Origin of the sequence: Cryobacterium algoritolerans (genome assembly GCF_004402785.1) — a bacterium.
GTDB lineage: Bacteria > Actinomycetota > Actinomycetes > Actinomycetales > Microbacteriaceae > Cryobacterium > Cryobacterium algoritolerans.
The window spans coordinates 35,105-50,712 of record NZ_SOFP01000054.1; the positions used below are offsets into that span (position 1 = coordinate 35,105).

9 protein-coding genes and 1 pseudogene are annotated in these 15,608 nt (G+C 58.4%); 9 read left to right on the top strand and 1 reads right to left on the bottom strand.

Annotated elements, in window-relative coordinates:
- Window positions 1-550 precede the first annotated feature (550 nt).
- From E3O19_RS12315 to E3O19_RS12345, 7 genes are all read left to right on the top strand, one after another.
- The gene (locus E3O19_RS12315; protein ID WP_134568001.1) at window positions 551-1,864 is read left to right on the top strand and encodes an ABC transporter substrate-binding protein; all 1,314 of its coding nucleotides are present in this window, start codon (window positions 551-553) and stop codon (window positions 1,862-1,864) included.
- A 116-nt stretch (window positions 1,865-1,980) separates the two neighbouring features.
- Complete coding sequence (locus E3O19_RS12320; RefSeq protein WP_134568003.1) at window positions 1,981-2,880, top strand: carbohydrate ABC transporter permease; 900 nt, start codon at window positions 1,981-1,983, stop codon at window positions 2,878-2,880.
- Complete coding sequence (locus E3O19_RS12325) at window positions 2,877-3,806, top strand: carbohydrate ABC transporter permease (protein ID WP_134568005.1); 930 nt, start codon at window positions 2,877-2,879, stop codon at window positions 3,804-3,806. Before E3O19_RS12320 ends, E3O19_RS12325 begins: the two co-directional genes overlap by 4 nt.
- A gap of 41 nt (window positions 3,807-3,847) precedes the next feature.
- Window positions 3,848-5,128 (top strand): cellulase-like family protein, encoded by a 1,281-nt coding sequence (locus E3O19_RS12330; protein WP_134568007.1) that lies wholly within the window; start codon window positions 3,848-3,850, stop codon window positions 5,126-5,128.
- A gap of 312 nt (window positions 5,129-5,440) precedes the next feature.
- Window positions 5,441-8,758 (top strand): DUF5107 domain-containing protein, encoded by a 3,318-nt coding sequence (locus tag E3O19_RS12335; protein WP_134568009.1) that lies wholly within the window; start codon window positions 5,441-5,443, stop codon window positions 8,756-8,758.
- Window positions 8,759-8,841: 83 nt separating this feature from the next.
- Window positions 8,842-10,911 carry a glycoside hydrolase family 2 protein gene (locus tag E3O19_RS12340; protein WP_198413904.1) on the top strand — a complete coding sequence of 690 codons (2,070 nt, stop codon included), beginning with the start codon at window positions 8,842-8,844 and terminating at the stop codon, window positions 10,909-10,911.
- A gap of 237 nt (window positions 10,912-11,148) precedes the next feature.
- The gene (locus tag E3O19_RS12345) at window positions 11,149-12,126 is read left to right on the top strand and encodes a hypothetical protein (RefSeq protein WP_134568011.1); all 978 of its coding nucleotides are present in this window, start codon (window positions 11,149-11,151) and stop codon (window positions 12,124-12,126) included.
- Window positions 12,127-12,141: 15 nt separating this feature from the next.
- Here E3O19_RS12345 and E3O19_RS12350 read toward each other — a convergent pair whose 3' ends face one another.
- Entirely contained in the window at window positions 12,142-13,032 is an 891-nt protein-coding gene (locus E3O19_RS12350; RefSeq protein ID WP_134568013.1) for an AraC family transcriptional regulator, read from the bottom strand.
- A 348-nt stretch (window positions 13,033-13,380) separates the two neighbouring features.
- Here E3O19_RS12350 and E3O19_RS12355 point away from each other — a divergent pair, with 348 nt between their 5' ends.
- Both E3O19_RS12355 and E3O19_RS12360 read left to right on the top strand, forming a co-directional pair.
- Window positions 13,381-15,219 (top strand): glycoside hydrolase family 35 protein, encoded by a 1,839-nt coding sequence (locus tag E3O19_RS12355; RefSeq protein ID WP_134568015.1) that lies wholly within the window; start codon window positions 13,381-13,383, stop codon window positions 15,217-15,219.
- Between the two features lie 3 nt (window positions 15,220-15,222).
- Window positions 15,223-15,429, top strand: a pseudogene (locus E3O19_RS12360) (transposase); the annotation flags it as partial.
- Between the last annotated feature and the right edge of the window lie 179 nt (window positions 15,430-15,608).

The window sequence follows — 15,608 nt, forward strand, 5'->3', positions numbered from 1 at the left end:
AGCACAATCGATGATCCGGACCATCCGTGTTGGCTGCCTATTCGATCGGGTGTGGGCTCCGGCACCGGAAGTGCAGGATCACAGGATCATCACAAAAACTGGTCCAACGTTTTGGAGCGGGGCACCCGCCGCAATCTGAGTTCCCACAAGTTCAGGCATCGGTGGCTGTGTCAGCGTCGTTCATGGGCGATATTCAACTCTTATGGCCCACGGACGATCAGCGTTTTGTCTTGTTTCTCCAGCGGTTCGCTCATTCCGGGCAGCGGACTGGAGTGCCTAGACTCGCCATATGTTCAAAGAAAAGTTCCTGTGGGCGGCTGTCGCCCTTCCATGGAGAACGAGCTGCCGGCACGGAGCCAGGGCAAACGCAAGAACCGCCTCCTTGGCCCCGGAGAAGTCGATTTTGGCGGCTACTGTACCTCATAAAACCCAGTTTTAAAGCGCACAAATCATGCGAGTGCCGGGGCCACAACCTTGCCGAACTCTGCCCGTCCGACGGCGCCGAACACAATGTTACGTCCCCAGCCCAGCACCTCAACGAGGAGAGAAAATGAAACGCATCAGGACGATTGCAGCAGTAGTAGCTGTGGCGGCGGTATTCGCTACGACCGCATGTACCAGCACGCCACCCGGGTCCTCTTCTGATCCTTCAGAGAAGGCAAACCTCACGTTTTGGTCATGGGTGCCCGGCGTGGACAAGGCCGTGGACCTTTGGAATAAAGAAAACCCGAATATTCAGGTCAAGTTGGAGCAAACACCTGCGGGAAGCTCCGGAACGTACGCGAAGATGTACTCTGCTTTGAAGGCAGGCAAGGGGGCGCCCGATCTCGCTCAGATCGAATACCAGGAACTTCCCGGATTCGTTCTTGAAAATGGTCTTGTTGATCTCAAGCCCCTCGGGATGGGCGTCGAGAGCAGCAAATTCGTGGACTGGCAGCTGGCTCAGTCAACATTCGGCGACTCCGTATACGCGGTGCCTCAAGCATCCGGACCGATGGGCTTGTACTACAGGGAGGATGTCTTCTCCGCCCTTGGGCTGAAGGCTCCGGCGACGTGGGACGAATATGCCGCGGCCGCCAAAACCATTCACGACGCAAACCCCAACCAATACATCAATACTTTCGCCCCTGGCAACTCAGCTTGGTTTACGGCTCTCGCGTGGCAGGCAGGCGCGAAGTGGTTCGGCCTCGACGGAGACACTTGGACCGTGAACATCGACTCGGACACCACAATCAAAGTTGCCTCCTACTGGGACAAACTTCGCGAAGCCGGGCTCATCAAGACCGAACCTGATTTCGCCAACGGGTGGTACAGCGACCTCCAGAACGGCAATATCGTCGCTTGGCCGTCTGCCCAATGGGGTGGGTCCATCCTCTCGGGGAACGCCCCGACGACTGCAGGGAAATGGAAGGTCGCCCCACTGCCGCAGTGGGATAGCACCTACGCCTCCGCGAACTGGGGTGGCTCGAGCACCGCAGTGCTCAAGGGCGCGTCGAACGCGCAGGCTGCGGAGAAGTTCGCGGTCTGGCTCAATACTGACCCGCAGAGCATCAGCCTTCTTATCGCTGGCGGCTACGGCTGGCCAGCAGCGAAGAACGCGCTTGCCGGATCTACTCTCGACAAACCAGAGGAATTCCTCGGTGGCCAGAACGCAAACAAAGACGTCTTCAAGAAGTCTGACGAGTCCATCAATACGTCGTGGGGTTGGATACCGACAACTGCCAACACCTACACCCACCTAAACGATGGCTTCCAAGCGGCCGTGGAAGGCAACGGGACTTTCGTGGACGCGGTGAAGGCCGCCCAGACCGCGACGATTGCTGACTTGAAGGCAAAGGGATTGAAAGTTCGCGCAGGGGACTGACAATCAGGACGCTGCGGGGTCAGACCCTACGATCATTATCCGGCCCCGCTTCCTCCCACACGGCGACACCCAAAAACCACAGAAATCATCCAGGAATTGCAGAGAAAGACAGCGTCATGACAACCACGCGATCCAGGCACCGACTAGCGATAACCGGGCTACTAGGCCCCTTTATCGTCCTCTTCACCCTGGCGATGGTCCTGCCCCTTGTCTATGCGATCTACGAGAGCGTGACCGGCATCCAACGTTCCGGCGCATTCGGTCAGGGCGGTAGCAGCCCCGTTTTCGTTGGCCTAGACAACTACATCACCGCACTTGGCGCCTCGGCGTTCGTCGCCAGTCTCGGCCGGGTCCTCCTGTTCGCAGTCGTTCAGGTACCGGTCATGATTATCCTCGCCACCGCTCTGGCGCTTCTGCTCGATGCAGCATCTGCCTGGGGTGTGCGGTTCTTCCGATCGGCGTACTTCTTGCCGTACGGGGTACCTGGTGTTATCGCTTCGATTCTGTGGGGTTTTCTCTACACCCCGGGACTGAGCCCGCTGGTCAACTTCGGGTCAGCTCTCGGACTGGATCTCGACTTCCTCGGCGGAGGTTCGATCCTGTGGTCCATCGCCAACATCGTCACCTGGCAGTATGCCGGCTACAACATGCTTGTGATCGTCGCCCAACTGAAATCTATCGACGCTGATCTCTTCGAAGCAGCCTCCATCGATGGCGCGAACGCGTGGCAAGTTATCACTCGGATCAAGCTGCCGCTTATCCGCCCGGCCATCGTGCTCACGACTGTCTTCACAATCATCGGTACCATCCAACTCTTTGCAGAGCCGCTCGTCCTCAAACCGCTTTCGAGCGCAATCACCTCTAGCTTCACGCCCAACCTCTCTGCCTATAACGAGGCATTCGCGAACAACAACTACAACCTTGCCGCCGCAGAGTCAGTCCTTCTCGCACTCGTCGCATGCGCGTTCTCATTCGGATTTCTCAAACTCGTCACTCGAGGGGGGAGCCCATCATGACGACCACTGAACGCACTCATACCGGCAAAAAGGGAAAGGATCAGTCGCCAAAGCAACCAAGCACGGTCCAAAAGCCACGCAGGATTCAGCGCAGCCCCGGCTGGAGAATTCTGGTAACCGCAGCCCTCGCGGTTGCCGCCGTCTACTTTCTCTTTCCGGTGTATTGGCTCACAATCGCCGCCACCAAATCCACAAGTAGCCTATTTGGATCTTCCGGGTTGACCCTGGACCACCCGCAGCTGTTGACCAACCTGGTCAATGTCGTGACCTACAACGGCGGAATCTTCGGCCGATGGACGCTCAACAGCGTCCTATATTCCGGGGTCGGCGCCGTCGTGGCCACAATCTGCTCTCTCGCGGCTGGATACTGCCTAGCAAAATTCACCTTCCGCGGCCGCGAGGTCTGGTTCAACATCATTCTGGCCGGCGTGATGATTCCCGGAACAGCACTGGCTCTTCCGCTGTTCCTACTCATGAGCCAAGTCGGCCTCGTCAATACCTACTGGTCTGTGCTCCTCCCTTCCCTCGTGAGCCCGTTCGGTGTTTATCTCGGCCGCATCTACGCGCAGGCCGCCGTCCCAGACAGTCTCCTTGAGGCATCGCGTCTCGATGGGGCCGGAGAATTCCGGATCTTCTTCACTCTTGTCCTGCGATTGATGATGCCCGCCGCCGTGACGATCTTCCTGTTCCAATTCATCGGCATCTGGAACAACTTTTTTCTGCCGCTCGTCATGCTCTCCGACCAGAGCCTCTATCCAATTACCCTCGGTCTCGTCCAATGGCAGAGTGTCTCAGATCGTCACCCCGAGTTGTACCAACTGGCCATCGGTGGCGCGTTCCTATCCGTCATCCCGATCATGATCGCCATAGTGAGCCTGCAACGATTTTGGAAGGCGGGTCTCACCGAAGGAAGCGTCAAGGGATGAAACGTTCCTCAAATACCCTCCACGATCGATAGAAGGAAACGATGACTCCCTCACGTCTCACCACGACCCCAGCGCAACTTCCCGCCAAGCTGACGATCACCCTCTGGGACTTCACCTGGTATACCCAAACAGCCAAGGGCGAACCCTTTTACGATCTTGATCGTGCCTTCGCTGAAGCCGTGGATCGCGGCTACAACACCGTGCGCATCTGCGCAGCGCCTCTGCTCCTCTTCGGAGAACACGACATCGACACGACGGCGCTTCAATTCGTGAACATGGGCGGCGACACCGGTCAGCGCACGAGGTGGTACAACGCCACCGGAGGCGCCGTGCTCAATGGACGAGCCCACCTCTTGGCTCTTTTTAAGGCGGCCAAACGTCACGGCTGCTTCGTGATTATCTCGTCATGGGAATACCAGCAAAGTCCCGCATTTCTCTCCAACTCGTCGTGGCACGACATGCTCCGCGCAATTCCCGCGGAGAATAGGCACGAGGCACTTGCCCATGCTGAGGCAGAACTGGTGACTTACCTCAAGGAAGAGTCACTTGACGACCGCATCGCGTATGTCGAGATCCACAACGAGGTCGACCTATCCCGCCTGACAGAAGTCCCATCGGAGGGCCTTGATACTTTCTGGGCGCAACGACCGTATCTCGACAATGCCCTCCGGCTTCTACAGGACGCCCATCCCGACGTCTTATCGACAGTGTGCTACGGCATTCCGCCTTACCTGGACCTCGCCTCCATCCCAGACAACGCGCAAGTCGCACACCAACACTTCTACATCTACGGAGTCCTTGCTTCTCTCGAAGCATGGGCGCAGGTTCGCGCAGAGCCGCCAATTTTCCCAACCGAGGAACTGAAGTCCATTCTTAGAGACGACGCACCCCCGTTCGACGAATGGACTACAACGATCGAACCGTGGCGGTTACAAGCGACGGGAATCACCACAAGCATGTTCTACGCCTACGACTGGGTGGACCCGATCGCCTGGGACGCGTGGATGTACCGGCACTTCGCAGAGCATGAAATTGCGATGAAACAGGCGTTGGAGGCCCGGTTGCAGGCCGTCATGATCTGGGCCACCCACCACGACGTACCTGCGGTGATCGGCGAAGGTTGGATCGGATACACGCCTCTTGAGGCCGATTTCGAGGATGGGCCAGTCGGACAATACTTCGCGACCTACGCCGTTCAACGGTGCGCCGACCTGGGCTACTGGGGAACGTTGCCCGGGTCAAACTCAGCTCCGCACCACCCGGGGTGGGCGAACGTCGAATTCCAACGACGGATGAACAGGCTGTTTCAGGAAGCAAAATAGCGGGATTCAAAGAAGCGCGCCCACCATTTGTGAGCAGCTCCATACCCGCCCGGCGCTGTCGCGCCCGAAAGCGCAGTGCCGCAATGTGAGACGCGTTAGCGCCAGACCAGGCGTTGCGCGGCATCCCCGAGCGACCGCCCATTCCATGGTTTCGTGAAGTCTTGTCGACCGCTGAAGCAAGAAATGCCCAGCAAATAGGGTCGGATGGGCCACCGTGATGCACGTATTACGGCGGACTAAAAGTTGTTTTGTCTAGGTTGTCCATTGAATCGTGTATTCCGGACCCAAGCTGACCAACCATAGGCTCGCCCTATGCTCACTGAAGGGCCCTCGCGGGCATCAAAAATCATTCTCCCCTCAATCCCCGCTGCCCTGGCAGCTGCGCCCGTGGCAGCATGGTCCGAACCGATCAGCATCGACACATACCTCCCAGAGACACCGGACCACTTTCCCGCGTTTCTTGAAACTCGCGTCTACCAAGGCTCGTCGGGACGGGTGTTTCCATTGCCATTCCACGAACGCATCAGTCAGACCAAGTCTCCTCACCTGTGGCAAGCGATACATCTTGAAAACGAGTGGCTCCGTCTGGTAATCCTTCCAGAGCTCGGCGGCCGGATACACATCGCTTACGACAAAGTGGCTAAATACGACATGTTCTATCGCAACAACGTCATCAAGCCCGCTCTTGTGGGCCTTGCGGGGCCCTGGATCTCGGGGGGGATTGAGTTCAACTGGCCTCAGCATCATCGCCCGGCCACATTTCTCCCGACCGACGTCAGCATTGAGCGCGAAGATGACGGCTCGGTGACTGTCTGGTGCTCCGACCATGATCCGTTTGCTCGGATGAAGGGCATGCACGGTATCCGACTGCGGCCGAATAGCTCAAAGATCGAAGCGCGGGTGCGCCTCTACAACCGGTCCGAAACTCGCCAGACGTTCCTGTGGTGGGCGAACGTCGCGGCCGCCGTCAATGACGACTACCAGTCGTTCTTCCCAACAGATGTCAACTACGTCGCTGACCATGCCAAGCGTGCCATCGTAAGTTTCCCGCACGCCCGGACGCCCTATTACGGCATCGACTACCCGAGCCGGGTTACCCCGGAGAGCCCCGATGCTGACCGGCTGGACTGGTACCGCAACATTCCCGTGCCGACCTCGTACATGGTTACCTCTACCGACGGCGAATTCTTTGGTGGATACGATCACGGCCGAAATGCCGGCTTTGTTCACTGGGCCAGCCGCGACATCTCCCCGGGCAAGAAACAGTGGACTTGGGGAAACGCACCATTTGGGTGGGCTTGGGACAGCAATCTTACCGATGCCGATGGTCCGTACGTGGAGCTGATGGCCGGCGTCTACACCGACAACCAGCCCGACTTTGCGTATCTGGCCGCCGGCGAGACGAAAACGTTCAGCCAATTCTGGTATCCGCTTAGCCAGATAGGACCGGCTCAGGAGGCAAGTGCTGATGTGGCCGCCCGGCTGGACATCACCGAAGCCGGAGCGCGCATCGGAATAGTTTCATCTGAAGTCATTCCGCACGCCCACGTACGACTAAGCGCAAGCAATGGTCGCGTTCTCTACGATGGCACCCACCGTCTCAGCCCTGCCGGTCCGTTCCGTCATGATGTCTCCTTTTGCCAAGAGCAGCCAGGCGATGAACTTGAGCTACGCATCTTTACCGACGAGAAAACCATGCTCACTCTCAATCCACGACAGGACGAAGTGGTCACTGAGCAACCCCGGCACGCTGAAGAACCGGCCGCTCCCAGCGATGTCGGCACCATCGACGAGCTAGTCCAAATCGCCGTCTATCTCGACCAGTATCGACACGCGACGCGATCCTCGGAACCCTACTGGCGTGAAATCCTGACCCGGGACCCCCAGGAGTCACGAGCCACCGCCGGACTCGGTGCGCGGCTCTATGACTGCGCTGACTATGAGGGCGCCGTCGAGATGCTGTCCCGAAGTGTGACTCGGCGCACTCAATGGGCACCCACTCCGCTGGATGGGTCAGCACACTACCGGCTCGGCCTCGCCCTCTCGCGGCTCGGACGACAGCGAGAGGCACTCAACGTTCTCGCACGCGCCTCATGGGACAACGCGTACGTAGTCCCGGCACGCTATCTTCTCGCTCGTGAGCACGCCAAGATGGGGCAGATCGACGTCGCTATCAAAACGCTTCGAGACGTACTCACAGCGGACAATCGTCACCTGCAGGCAGCCGACTTGCTCGCGCTTCTACTCCAGACGGCCGGCCACCTTGCCGAGGCCGACCAGGTTCTCGCCAATACCCTAAGCCAAGATCCGCTCGATGCATGGGCACTACACCTCCGCAAGCAGCCCGTCACGTCGGACGCCACGGTAATGCTCGACGTCGCGCTTGAATACGCCGCCGCAGGATTCATCGATCACGCACTCACGGCACTAGACGACGCAGTGGCGCTCCTTCCCCTCCTTGCGCCCGGGCAAGTAAACGTAGGGCCACTAATCTCCTACCACCGTGCCGCTCTCCTCCACCAAGAGGGCAAAGCACAGGAGGCCAGAGCCGCTGTAGATGCAGCCAGCCTTGGGTCCTCAAAGCTCACCCTCCCATCACGCCTCGATGATGTCGATGTGCTCCGAACGGCTCTCGAAATTAAACCGGGTGACCCACTCGCAGCCTCCCTGCTAGGGCACTGGTACTACGACCGTCGCCGGTATGCTGACGCGATCCGCCTCTGGCACCTCTCGCTCAGCTCCAACCCGTCCACTGAAGTAGCGACCGTCGTCCATCGGAATCTTGGCATCGCCTCCTATAACGTGCTCCGCGACTTCGATGCCGCGACCGACCACTACCGCTGCGCCCTCAACGGGGAACCTGGCAACGCGAAACTCTGGTTTGAATTTGACCAGCTTTCTGCGCGGCTTGGGACGTCCACTGAGGAACGTTTTATACAGCTGGAGAAACGTCAGGAGATCGTGAACCAGCGTGACGACTTGACGGTGTCATTTGCGCAACTTCTGATCGATGTCGACCGAGCGTTCGATGCTCAAACTCTCCTCGCTGAAAGACAGTTCCAGCCATGGGAAGGCGGAGAGGGGCAAGTCCTCGCTGCCTGGGATCGGGCCGCCCTCTCCCTAGCTCGGAGCGCCAATACCTCGAACAACCACGAACTGGCCATCAGGCTCTTAGAAGCAGCGCTTCGACCTCCGCGAAACCTCGGCGAGGGGCGGCATCACCTAGCCAACGTCTCCGAGCTGCAGTTGGCGCTTGGAGATTCCTGGGCTGGAGCTGGCGACATGTGCGCGGCCGAAGGGCACTGGCAACAGGCTGCACAGTCAACCGGTGACTTCACCAAGATGTCGGCAACACCGTTCAGCACCCAGACACACCACGCGATCGTGGCACTCCACAGACTCGGACGCCATGAGCAGGCGCAGCAAGTCGCCCGGAAACTCGCTACATGGGTAAATGAATATGAGGGATCAGTGGCAAAAATCGACTTCTTTGCAACGAGCCTCCCCACAATGCTGCTGTTCATTGACGACCCAGCAGCCGAACGCGACCACGTCGTCTCGACTATCCGCACACAACTCTCGGTACTCAAAAATATGGATAGTGCCACTCGCGAAACGGCGAACTCCTAGGGCAGGCCCCGAACGGAAACACCACAGCCAGCAATCCCACACTTCCAACCTCCAGGGCTTCCCTACGAACACGAGGAGACATCATGACCGCTCCCTCATCTCCATCACCCTTCGCCGCAGGAATGAAGCGGCGGAGTTTCCTTGCCGGTGCATTGTGCGGTGTTGGATTCGTCGCGCTACCAGTGTGGCCGGCAGCTGCGCAAGCGTCGGCGGCTGTCACCCCAGGAGGAATGCCTATTCTCAATACCCATCCTCCAACTGAGCCGTCTGGCACGCACGTGCAGCGAGTCGGCGAAACCAATGTGGTCTTCTCCTATGGAGCGGTGCTGCCCAGCTTCGATGGCTGGCGCACTAGAGAACCGGAACGGGACTACATCGACCTCGATGGACAATGGCGTTTTGCATCGGACCCCGAGGTTATCGGGCTGGACGGCGGCTGGAACAACTCCAGATACGACGACAGTGAGTGGCAAAGCATCGCCGTCCCTTCCGCGTGGGACTTGCTCGACACACCAGCTTTCGGCTCTCTGGATGGCAGCCACTTTGGCGAGGGTACGGCATTCCTCGACGGCTATGCCTGGTACCGGCGTGAAGTGAAACTACCCGGCGGTTGGACGGAGCGTCATCTGCGGCTTAACTTTCTAGCCGTTGGCTACAGCGCCGATGTGTGGCTCGACGGTATCCACCTCGGTAAGCATGAAGGCGCCAACACGCCGTTCTCGTTGCCGATCACCGACTCGATCCGGCCTGGCCGATTGCACACACTCGCCATTCGCGTGTTTCGTCGAGCTTCCTATACCTCGTACAGTCCGCCAGGCCAGCCAGTCACTGACGACTTTGAGATCCCATACAAGCCCGTCGATTACTGGCCATATGCCGGCATCACACGCTCAGTCTGGCTCGAAAGTGTCGCTCCAACATCGATAAGCAAAGTGCTCATCACAACCGCGGATGGTCAACTTGACGCGCGCATCATCCTCGAAAACCATAGTCATGCGGACTTCACCGGAAACGTACAGCTAGACCCTGGTTTTGAGTCCACGGCAGAGACCATGTCCATTCCGGTCCATGTCCCGGCCGGATCGGTAGTAGTCGCGTCCATCATCATCCCAATAATGCAGGCGCCAACCTGGAGCGCTGATGAGCCCAATGTACTCACCGCCCAAGCAACTCTCTTCACAACTACCCCAGGCCACGACGGACGCCACCACCCCGTCGACCGATTGACGACGAACTACGGCGTCCGTGATCTTGGCATCGCCAACGGTCAACTGAACATGAACGGGAATCCTCTGTTCCTGAAGGGACTGAATTGGCACGAGGAAACAGCCAAACACGGACGCTCCATGACACCAGCCGAATACGACACCGAGCTGAACCACATCCTCGCGCTCGGCGCAAATTTTGTGCGTAACAGCGTCTACAACAGGCACCCGTACCTCTACGAGTGGGCCGATCGAAACGGAGTCATGGTCATGGACGATCTCGACACCATGTGGCTAAACACAGCACAAGAACGTGAGCAGACCGAACGCTACGGGCTATCACGAGCATTGGCATTAGCAATGGCTTGGAATCAACACAACCACCCGTCCGTCATCCTGTGGGGGTTGCAGAATGAATCCGAGATCGATGGCTCCGGCGCTCCCGTCTATCGTGCGTGGCTTGCCGATCTCAAGGCAGCCGTCAACGCCGTTGACCTCACTCACCGGCCAGTAACGTGGTCCTCTTCAACCACCAACGATCCGGCCTTCGACCTCGCAGACGTTATCGGATTCAATGAGTACTTCGGCTACTTCTACGGGCAAAACACCGACCTCGGACCAGCGATCGACCGTGTCCATGCCGCCCACCCAAACAAACCCATCCTGATCACGGAGAACGGGACCTGGGCCCTGTCCGGGAATCATGGCAGCTCAAGCGAACAAGGAACTGAGGAATGGCAAGCAACCTACATCGCCGAGCACTGGGAACAGGCCGTCGCTCGGCGCGAGTTCATGGCTGGCTACACCCTCTGGGTTCTGAAGGACTATAAGGAACGCGCGGGATACAACCAGGAATACAACGGCGTCTCCGTGCTCGGCTTGATCACCTTCGACACCGAAAAACCCAAGCTCGCCTACGACACCTTTAGGTCCTTGCGTCTGAAATGATTCAATTCGGTTGGTGCCAGCACGAGACCCCCACCCCCGCGACAGCAACCACCATCCGAATAACGGGCGGCATTGCTCACCCTCACCTGGGGATTCGATCCCTAACCGCCTGTCATATCGGCGAATCCTTGCTGCATAGCCCAGCGGAAAACCCACAGAAGACCGGAACTGTCAAGGAAGAAGGCACGCTATGACGGCGATCCGAGACCACTCAAAATGTGGTGGCAGTCCTGGACTATGAAGCTGTCAGTTCACCAACTTGAAAGCGGCGACCCCTCCCTCGAGTTATATCGGATCAGCAACGAATACCTGCAGCTTGTCTTCCTACCATCCGTTGGCGGTCGCCTTCTGTCCCTCCAGATCGCAGGGAAAGAACTGCTGTGGATCAACCCAGATTTCTTTGACAGAAAATTTCGCGCTCTCAAGCCGAGACTCTCCTGGGCAACACTGGACGGTACGTTCGCCTCTTGGGCCAACGTCGGTGGTTCCAAGACCTGGCCGGCACCGCAAGGAGAAAATGCAGGGCAATGGGCGGGCCCACCCGATCCTGTCCTCGACGCGGGCGAGTGGACCTTCGAATCCACCTGGCTCCCAATTGAGAAAGTACAGCAGGTCATCATGGCCAGCCCCAACGACGCTCGAACTGGCCTTCAAGTCAAACGCGAATTCCGGATCCCCGCCACCGGCTCCTCATTCTTCGAACACACCACCTTCACGAACGCATCCCACCGCAATGTGCGGTGGTCTCTCTGGGAAGTGTGCCAAATCGACACTTTCGCGGCCCGAGACGGGGCAACGGACTCCGCAGTAGAAGTCGCCGTCGCGTCCAACCATCCACCTATCGAACTCGCACGATACGCAGGCGCAGTAAGACCAACCATCGCAGACGGCATCGCGCGAGTGCCGATCGAACCTGGGGTCGCCAAATTCGGATTCCCCCACTCCACTGGAGAGATTAAGTGGCGAGGACCTGCAGGAACCAGTCTCGCCCTCAAAACCACCGTCGACGAGGGAGCGGAATACCCAGACCACGGATCACGGATCGAAGTATGGGCGCAATCCCCGGTATCGTATGCCCTCAACGAGCTCAGCGGTTTTCATCCGAACGCGTGGCTCGTCGAATTGGAAGTGTTATCGCCCCTGCATACGATCGAGCCCGGAGGCTGCGCAGGCCTCGATATCCAGTGGTCTGCCCATACGACTGGCACACCCTAGCGACTGCCCAACGGATCAGCCCCTGTCGTGCTTCCGATAGACAGAAGGAGTCAGCCCGTGGATCTTCTTGAACTGGCGAGCAAAATAGAACGAGTCCTCGTAACCAACACTATGGGCGATCATTTCTACCGGCTGGGTAGTCGTGTCAAGCAACTCGCGGGCGCTAGCCATCCGGAGTTGAGTTTGGTAATTCAGGACCGCCAAACCGGTGTGCCCCTTGAAAAGTGCCGCAAAATGGGAATTACTCAACCCCGCCATCGCAGCGAGGTCCGTCACGCTTATTCGCTGGGTGACGTGGCCCCGCAGGTAGTCAATCGCCCGCTCAATGGAGTTGCTCGTCCCCCCAGCACTAGCTCTGTCTGACGCAAGCAAAGCCATCAAATGCCAAGCCGCGCCGGCTGCTGCGAGAAGGCTCGAATCTGTTGTGTCACGCTCCATCCATTGGATCACCTCGGCAACCAGCGACACAGTTGCGTACATGTCGGACAGCGTCCGAACGGGCGCACTAATTGTCATGCCCGCGAACGAGAGAAACCCTTCAAGGTCACTTCCGTCCAGATGCAACCACCAAAGAGTCCAAGGGTCGTCAGAATCAGCCCCGTACGAATGAGCCTGATGCGGAGGCAAAATAATGACCTGCCCCGCGGTGACAGCGAACCTGCCCGCCGCGGTGACACACCAGCCTTTGCCTTTAACACAAAGAATTACGACGGCTTGGGGAATCGGGCTTTGCCGCACTCGGCCATGAGAATGCGCCTGTGGAAAATACCCGCAGTCCGTGACGACAAGGTGCGACGTCCCGGGATGCGCCAGCGCCTCCCTCACTCGAGGGCGTGGCACCACAAGCATCCGCTGACCCGGGAAACCATCCGGGATCACACCCGACAAATCGGTCACCGCTGTCATCGTTCTCTCCAGATACTCAACCGTTCTCTCGTGTTCGACGGCCTCAATCGATCGTACCTTTGTCCTTAGACACAAGTGCGATCACGACCCAGGGCCGCTTCCCTCCACCCTCCGGGGCGCGGGAGTACCGTCCTGGCACGAGCACTTTCATAGTCAAGAGGAGTAAAGAAGCGTGAAGAGGTCGACTCGAAAGACGCTCGATGAGTTTGCTTTTACCATCCATTGCGTGTGGCGCAGAGTTCATGCACACGCCACAGCGCTCGGGCGCCTAGACGCCGATATCCCGAACTGGGTCGAGCGATCCCGGCGCATTCGCCTCCACACCGGTCCTTGGCCCAGACACCAAGAATGTCTTTCAGCAGGCGGGACGGGATTTTGACGGTCAACCACGAAACCTCCTCACTCAAACGCGAAACCAAGTCGCCGACCTTCACAATCGGTATTGACGATTTCTTGCTTCATGGCAAGCCGTTTCAGATCATTTCGGGCGCTCTGCACTACTTCCGCGTGCACCCAGATTTATGGGCCGACCGAATCCATAAGGCCAGGCTGATGGGTCTCAACACGATCGAGACATATGTTCCGTGGAACCAACATGCCCCGCAGCGCGGCGTGTTCGACACAACAGCCGGACTCGACCTCGCCCGATTTCTACGCCTCGTCTCAGAGGAGGGTATGCACGCAATCATCCGGCCCGGCCCGTACATCTGCGCTGAATGGGACAACGGGGGACTGCCGGCCTGGCTGACCGCTGACCCCGACGTGCGTATCAGACGATTTGAGCCTAAATTCCTCACGGCCGTCCGCGAGTATTTTGAACAACTGCTCCCCATCATCTCGGTTGCCCAGATCGATCGAGGAGGGCCCGTCATTCTCTTTCAAATCGAAAACGAGTACGGAGCCTACGGGGCCGATAAACCATACCTCCAGGCTCTAGTCGCTATGGCCCATGACCTTGGTATCACCGTGCCCCTCACGACGGTCGATCAGTCGACCGACCAGATGCTCGACGACGGCAGCCTCCCCGAATTGCACCGAACTGCTTCGTTTGGCTCCCGAAGCAATGAGCGACTCGCAACGCTACGCCGACACCAAACCACAGGCCCGCTCATGTGCTCCGAATTCTGGGACGGATGGTTCGACCATTGGGGCGAACACCACCACACGACCCCCGTTGCGGATGCGGCCCACGAACTCGATTTGATGTTAGCCGCAGGCGCATCCGTCAACATCTACATGTTCCATGGCGGCACGAACTTCGGATTCAGCAACGGCGCGAATGACAAAGGCACCTACAAGTCCCAAGTCACCTCCTACGACTACGACGCCCCCCTTGACGAAGCCGGATACCCAACTGAGAAATACCACGCATTCCGCGAAGTCATCGGCCGTTATTCACAGCTCCCTGCCTGTGTCCCAGCGTCAGCAACAAACGCACCCGCCTTTCAAACGCCGTTCCAAATCACGGTTCCGCTGACCGACGTGCGCGAGAAACTTGGCAGATGGAGAGTATTTGAACACGCACCAACGATGGATCACACTGAGCAATACCGTGGCCTCTGCATCTACAGAACCACTCTGAACCATTCCGACGACAAGATCGCCCGCTCGGGGATTTTACGTCTCGCAGAGATCCGTGATCGCGCGCTCGTGTCGATCGACGGCACAAGCGTCGGAGCACTTAACCGTGACAACAGAGAGAGAGCAATTGCGTTGCCTGCGGGCGACATCCTGGAACTGCTCGTGGAGGACCTTGGCAGAGTCTCCTATGGCACCCGTATTGGAGAGCCAAAAGGAGTAATTGGACCGATCACTCTCAACGGTGAAGAACTGGTGCATTGGGAGGTCCTCAGTCTGGACCTCACCGCAATTGACGGATCCCTCTTTGCCGGCATTCCCACCCTGAATTTAGACCCGATGGGGCCGAGCTTCTCGAAGACCGAATTCACCCTGTCCGCAAGTACCGATCTCTTCCTCGATACCTCTGAATGGGGAAAGGGAATCGCCTGGATCAACGGATTCAACCTCGGACGCTACTGGTCGCGAGGACCTCAGAGCACCCTATACATTCCCCGCAGCCAACTGAGAACTGGAATCAACGAACTTATAATATTGGAGCTGCATGCGCACGCCCAGTCAACCGCGCGTTTCTTACCCCGGCCATCGCTCGGAAACACCGACTACTAGGGCGTGTCTCCTAAAGCTGTTTTGAGTGATGCCCAGTGGGCACTGATCGCCCTGTTGTTGCTGTCGACGTCGGTAGGGCGGCGGGGTCGGCCGTTCCGTGACGACCGCCGGGTGATCGAGGGCATTATCTACCGTTACCGGTGCGGCCTGCCGTGGCGTGATGTTCCGGCCGAGTTCGGTCCGTGGCAGACGTCTTCCACGCACCACAGGGGGATCTATCGAATAACACGAATCTGCGCACCGAACCGCCTGATCTGTGTGTGATCAACTCTTTGTAGGTCGTTTCGGCACAGGAAACCGGCCAAGTTAGCGGCTGGTTTCCTGCCAAAAGAGCGATAAAAATCAGGCCAGGCAATGCCCCTCCACGACGTTGGATTTGGGGAATGCGC

Coding starts and splice junctions, on each gene's coding strand:
- E3O19_RS12315 (WP_134568001.1), top strand. CDS start 551: ATGAAACGCATCAGGACGATTGCAGCAGTAGTAGCTGTGGCGGCGGTA.
- E3O19_RS12330 (WP_134568007.1), top strand. CDS start 3,848: ATGACTCCCTCACGTCTCACCACGACCCCAGCGCAACTTCCCGCCAAG.
- E3O19_RS12335 (WP_134568009.1), top strand. CDS start 5,441: ATGCTCACTGAAGGGCCCTCGCGGGCATCAAAAATCATTCTCCCCTCA.
- E3O19_RS12320 (WP_134568003.1), top strand. CDS start 1,981: ATGACAACCACGCGATCCAGGCACCGACTAGCGATAACCGGGCTACTA.
- E3O19_RS12355 (WP_134568015.1), top strand. CDS start 13,381: ATGTCTTTCAGCAGGCGGGACGGGATTTTGACGGTCAACCACGAAACC.
- E3O19_RS12350 (WP_134568013.1), bottom strand. CDS start 13,032: ATGACAGCGGTGACCGATTTGTCGGGTGTGATCCCGGATGGTTTCCCG.
- E3O19_RS12325 (WP_134568005.1), top strand. CDS start 2,877: ATGACGACCACTGAACGCACTCATACCGGCAAAAAGGGAAAGGATCAG.
- E3O19_RS12345 (WP_134568011.1), top strand. CDS start 11,149: ATGAAGCTGTCAGTTCACCAACTTGAAAGCGGCGACCCCTCCCTCGAG.
- E3O19_RS12340 (WP_198413904.1), top strand. CDS start 8,842: ATGACCGCTCCCTCATCTCCATCACCCTTCGCCGCAGGAATGAAGCGG.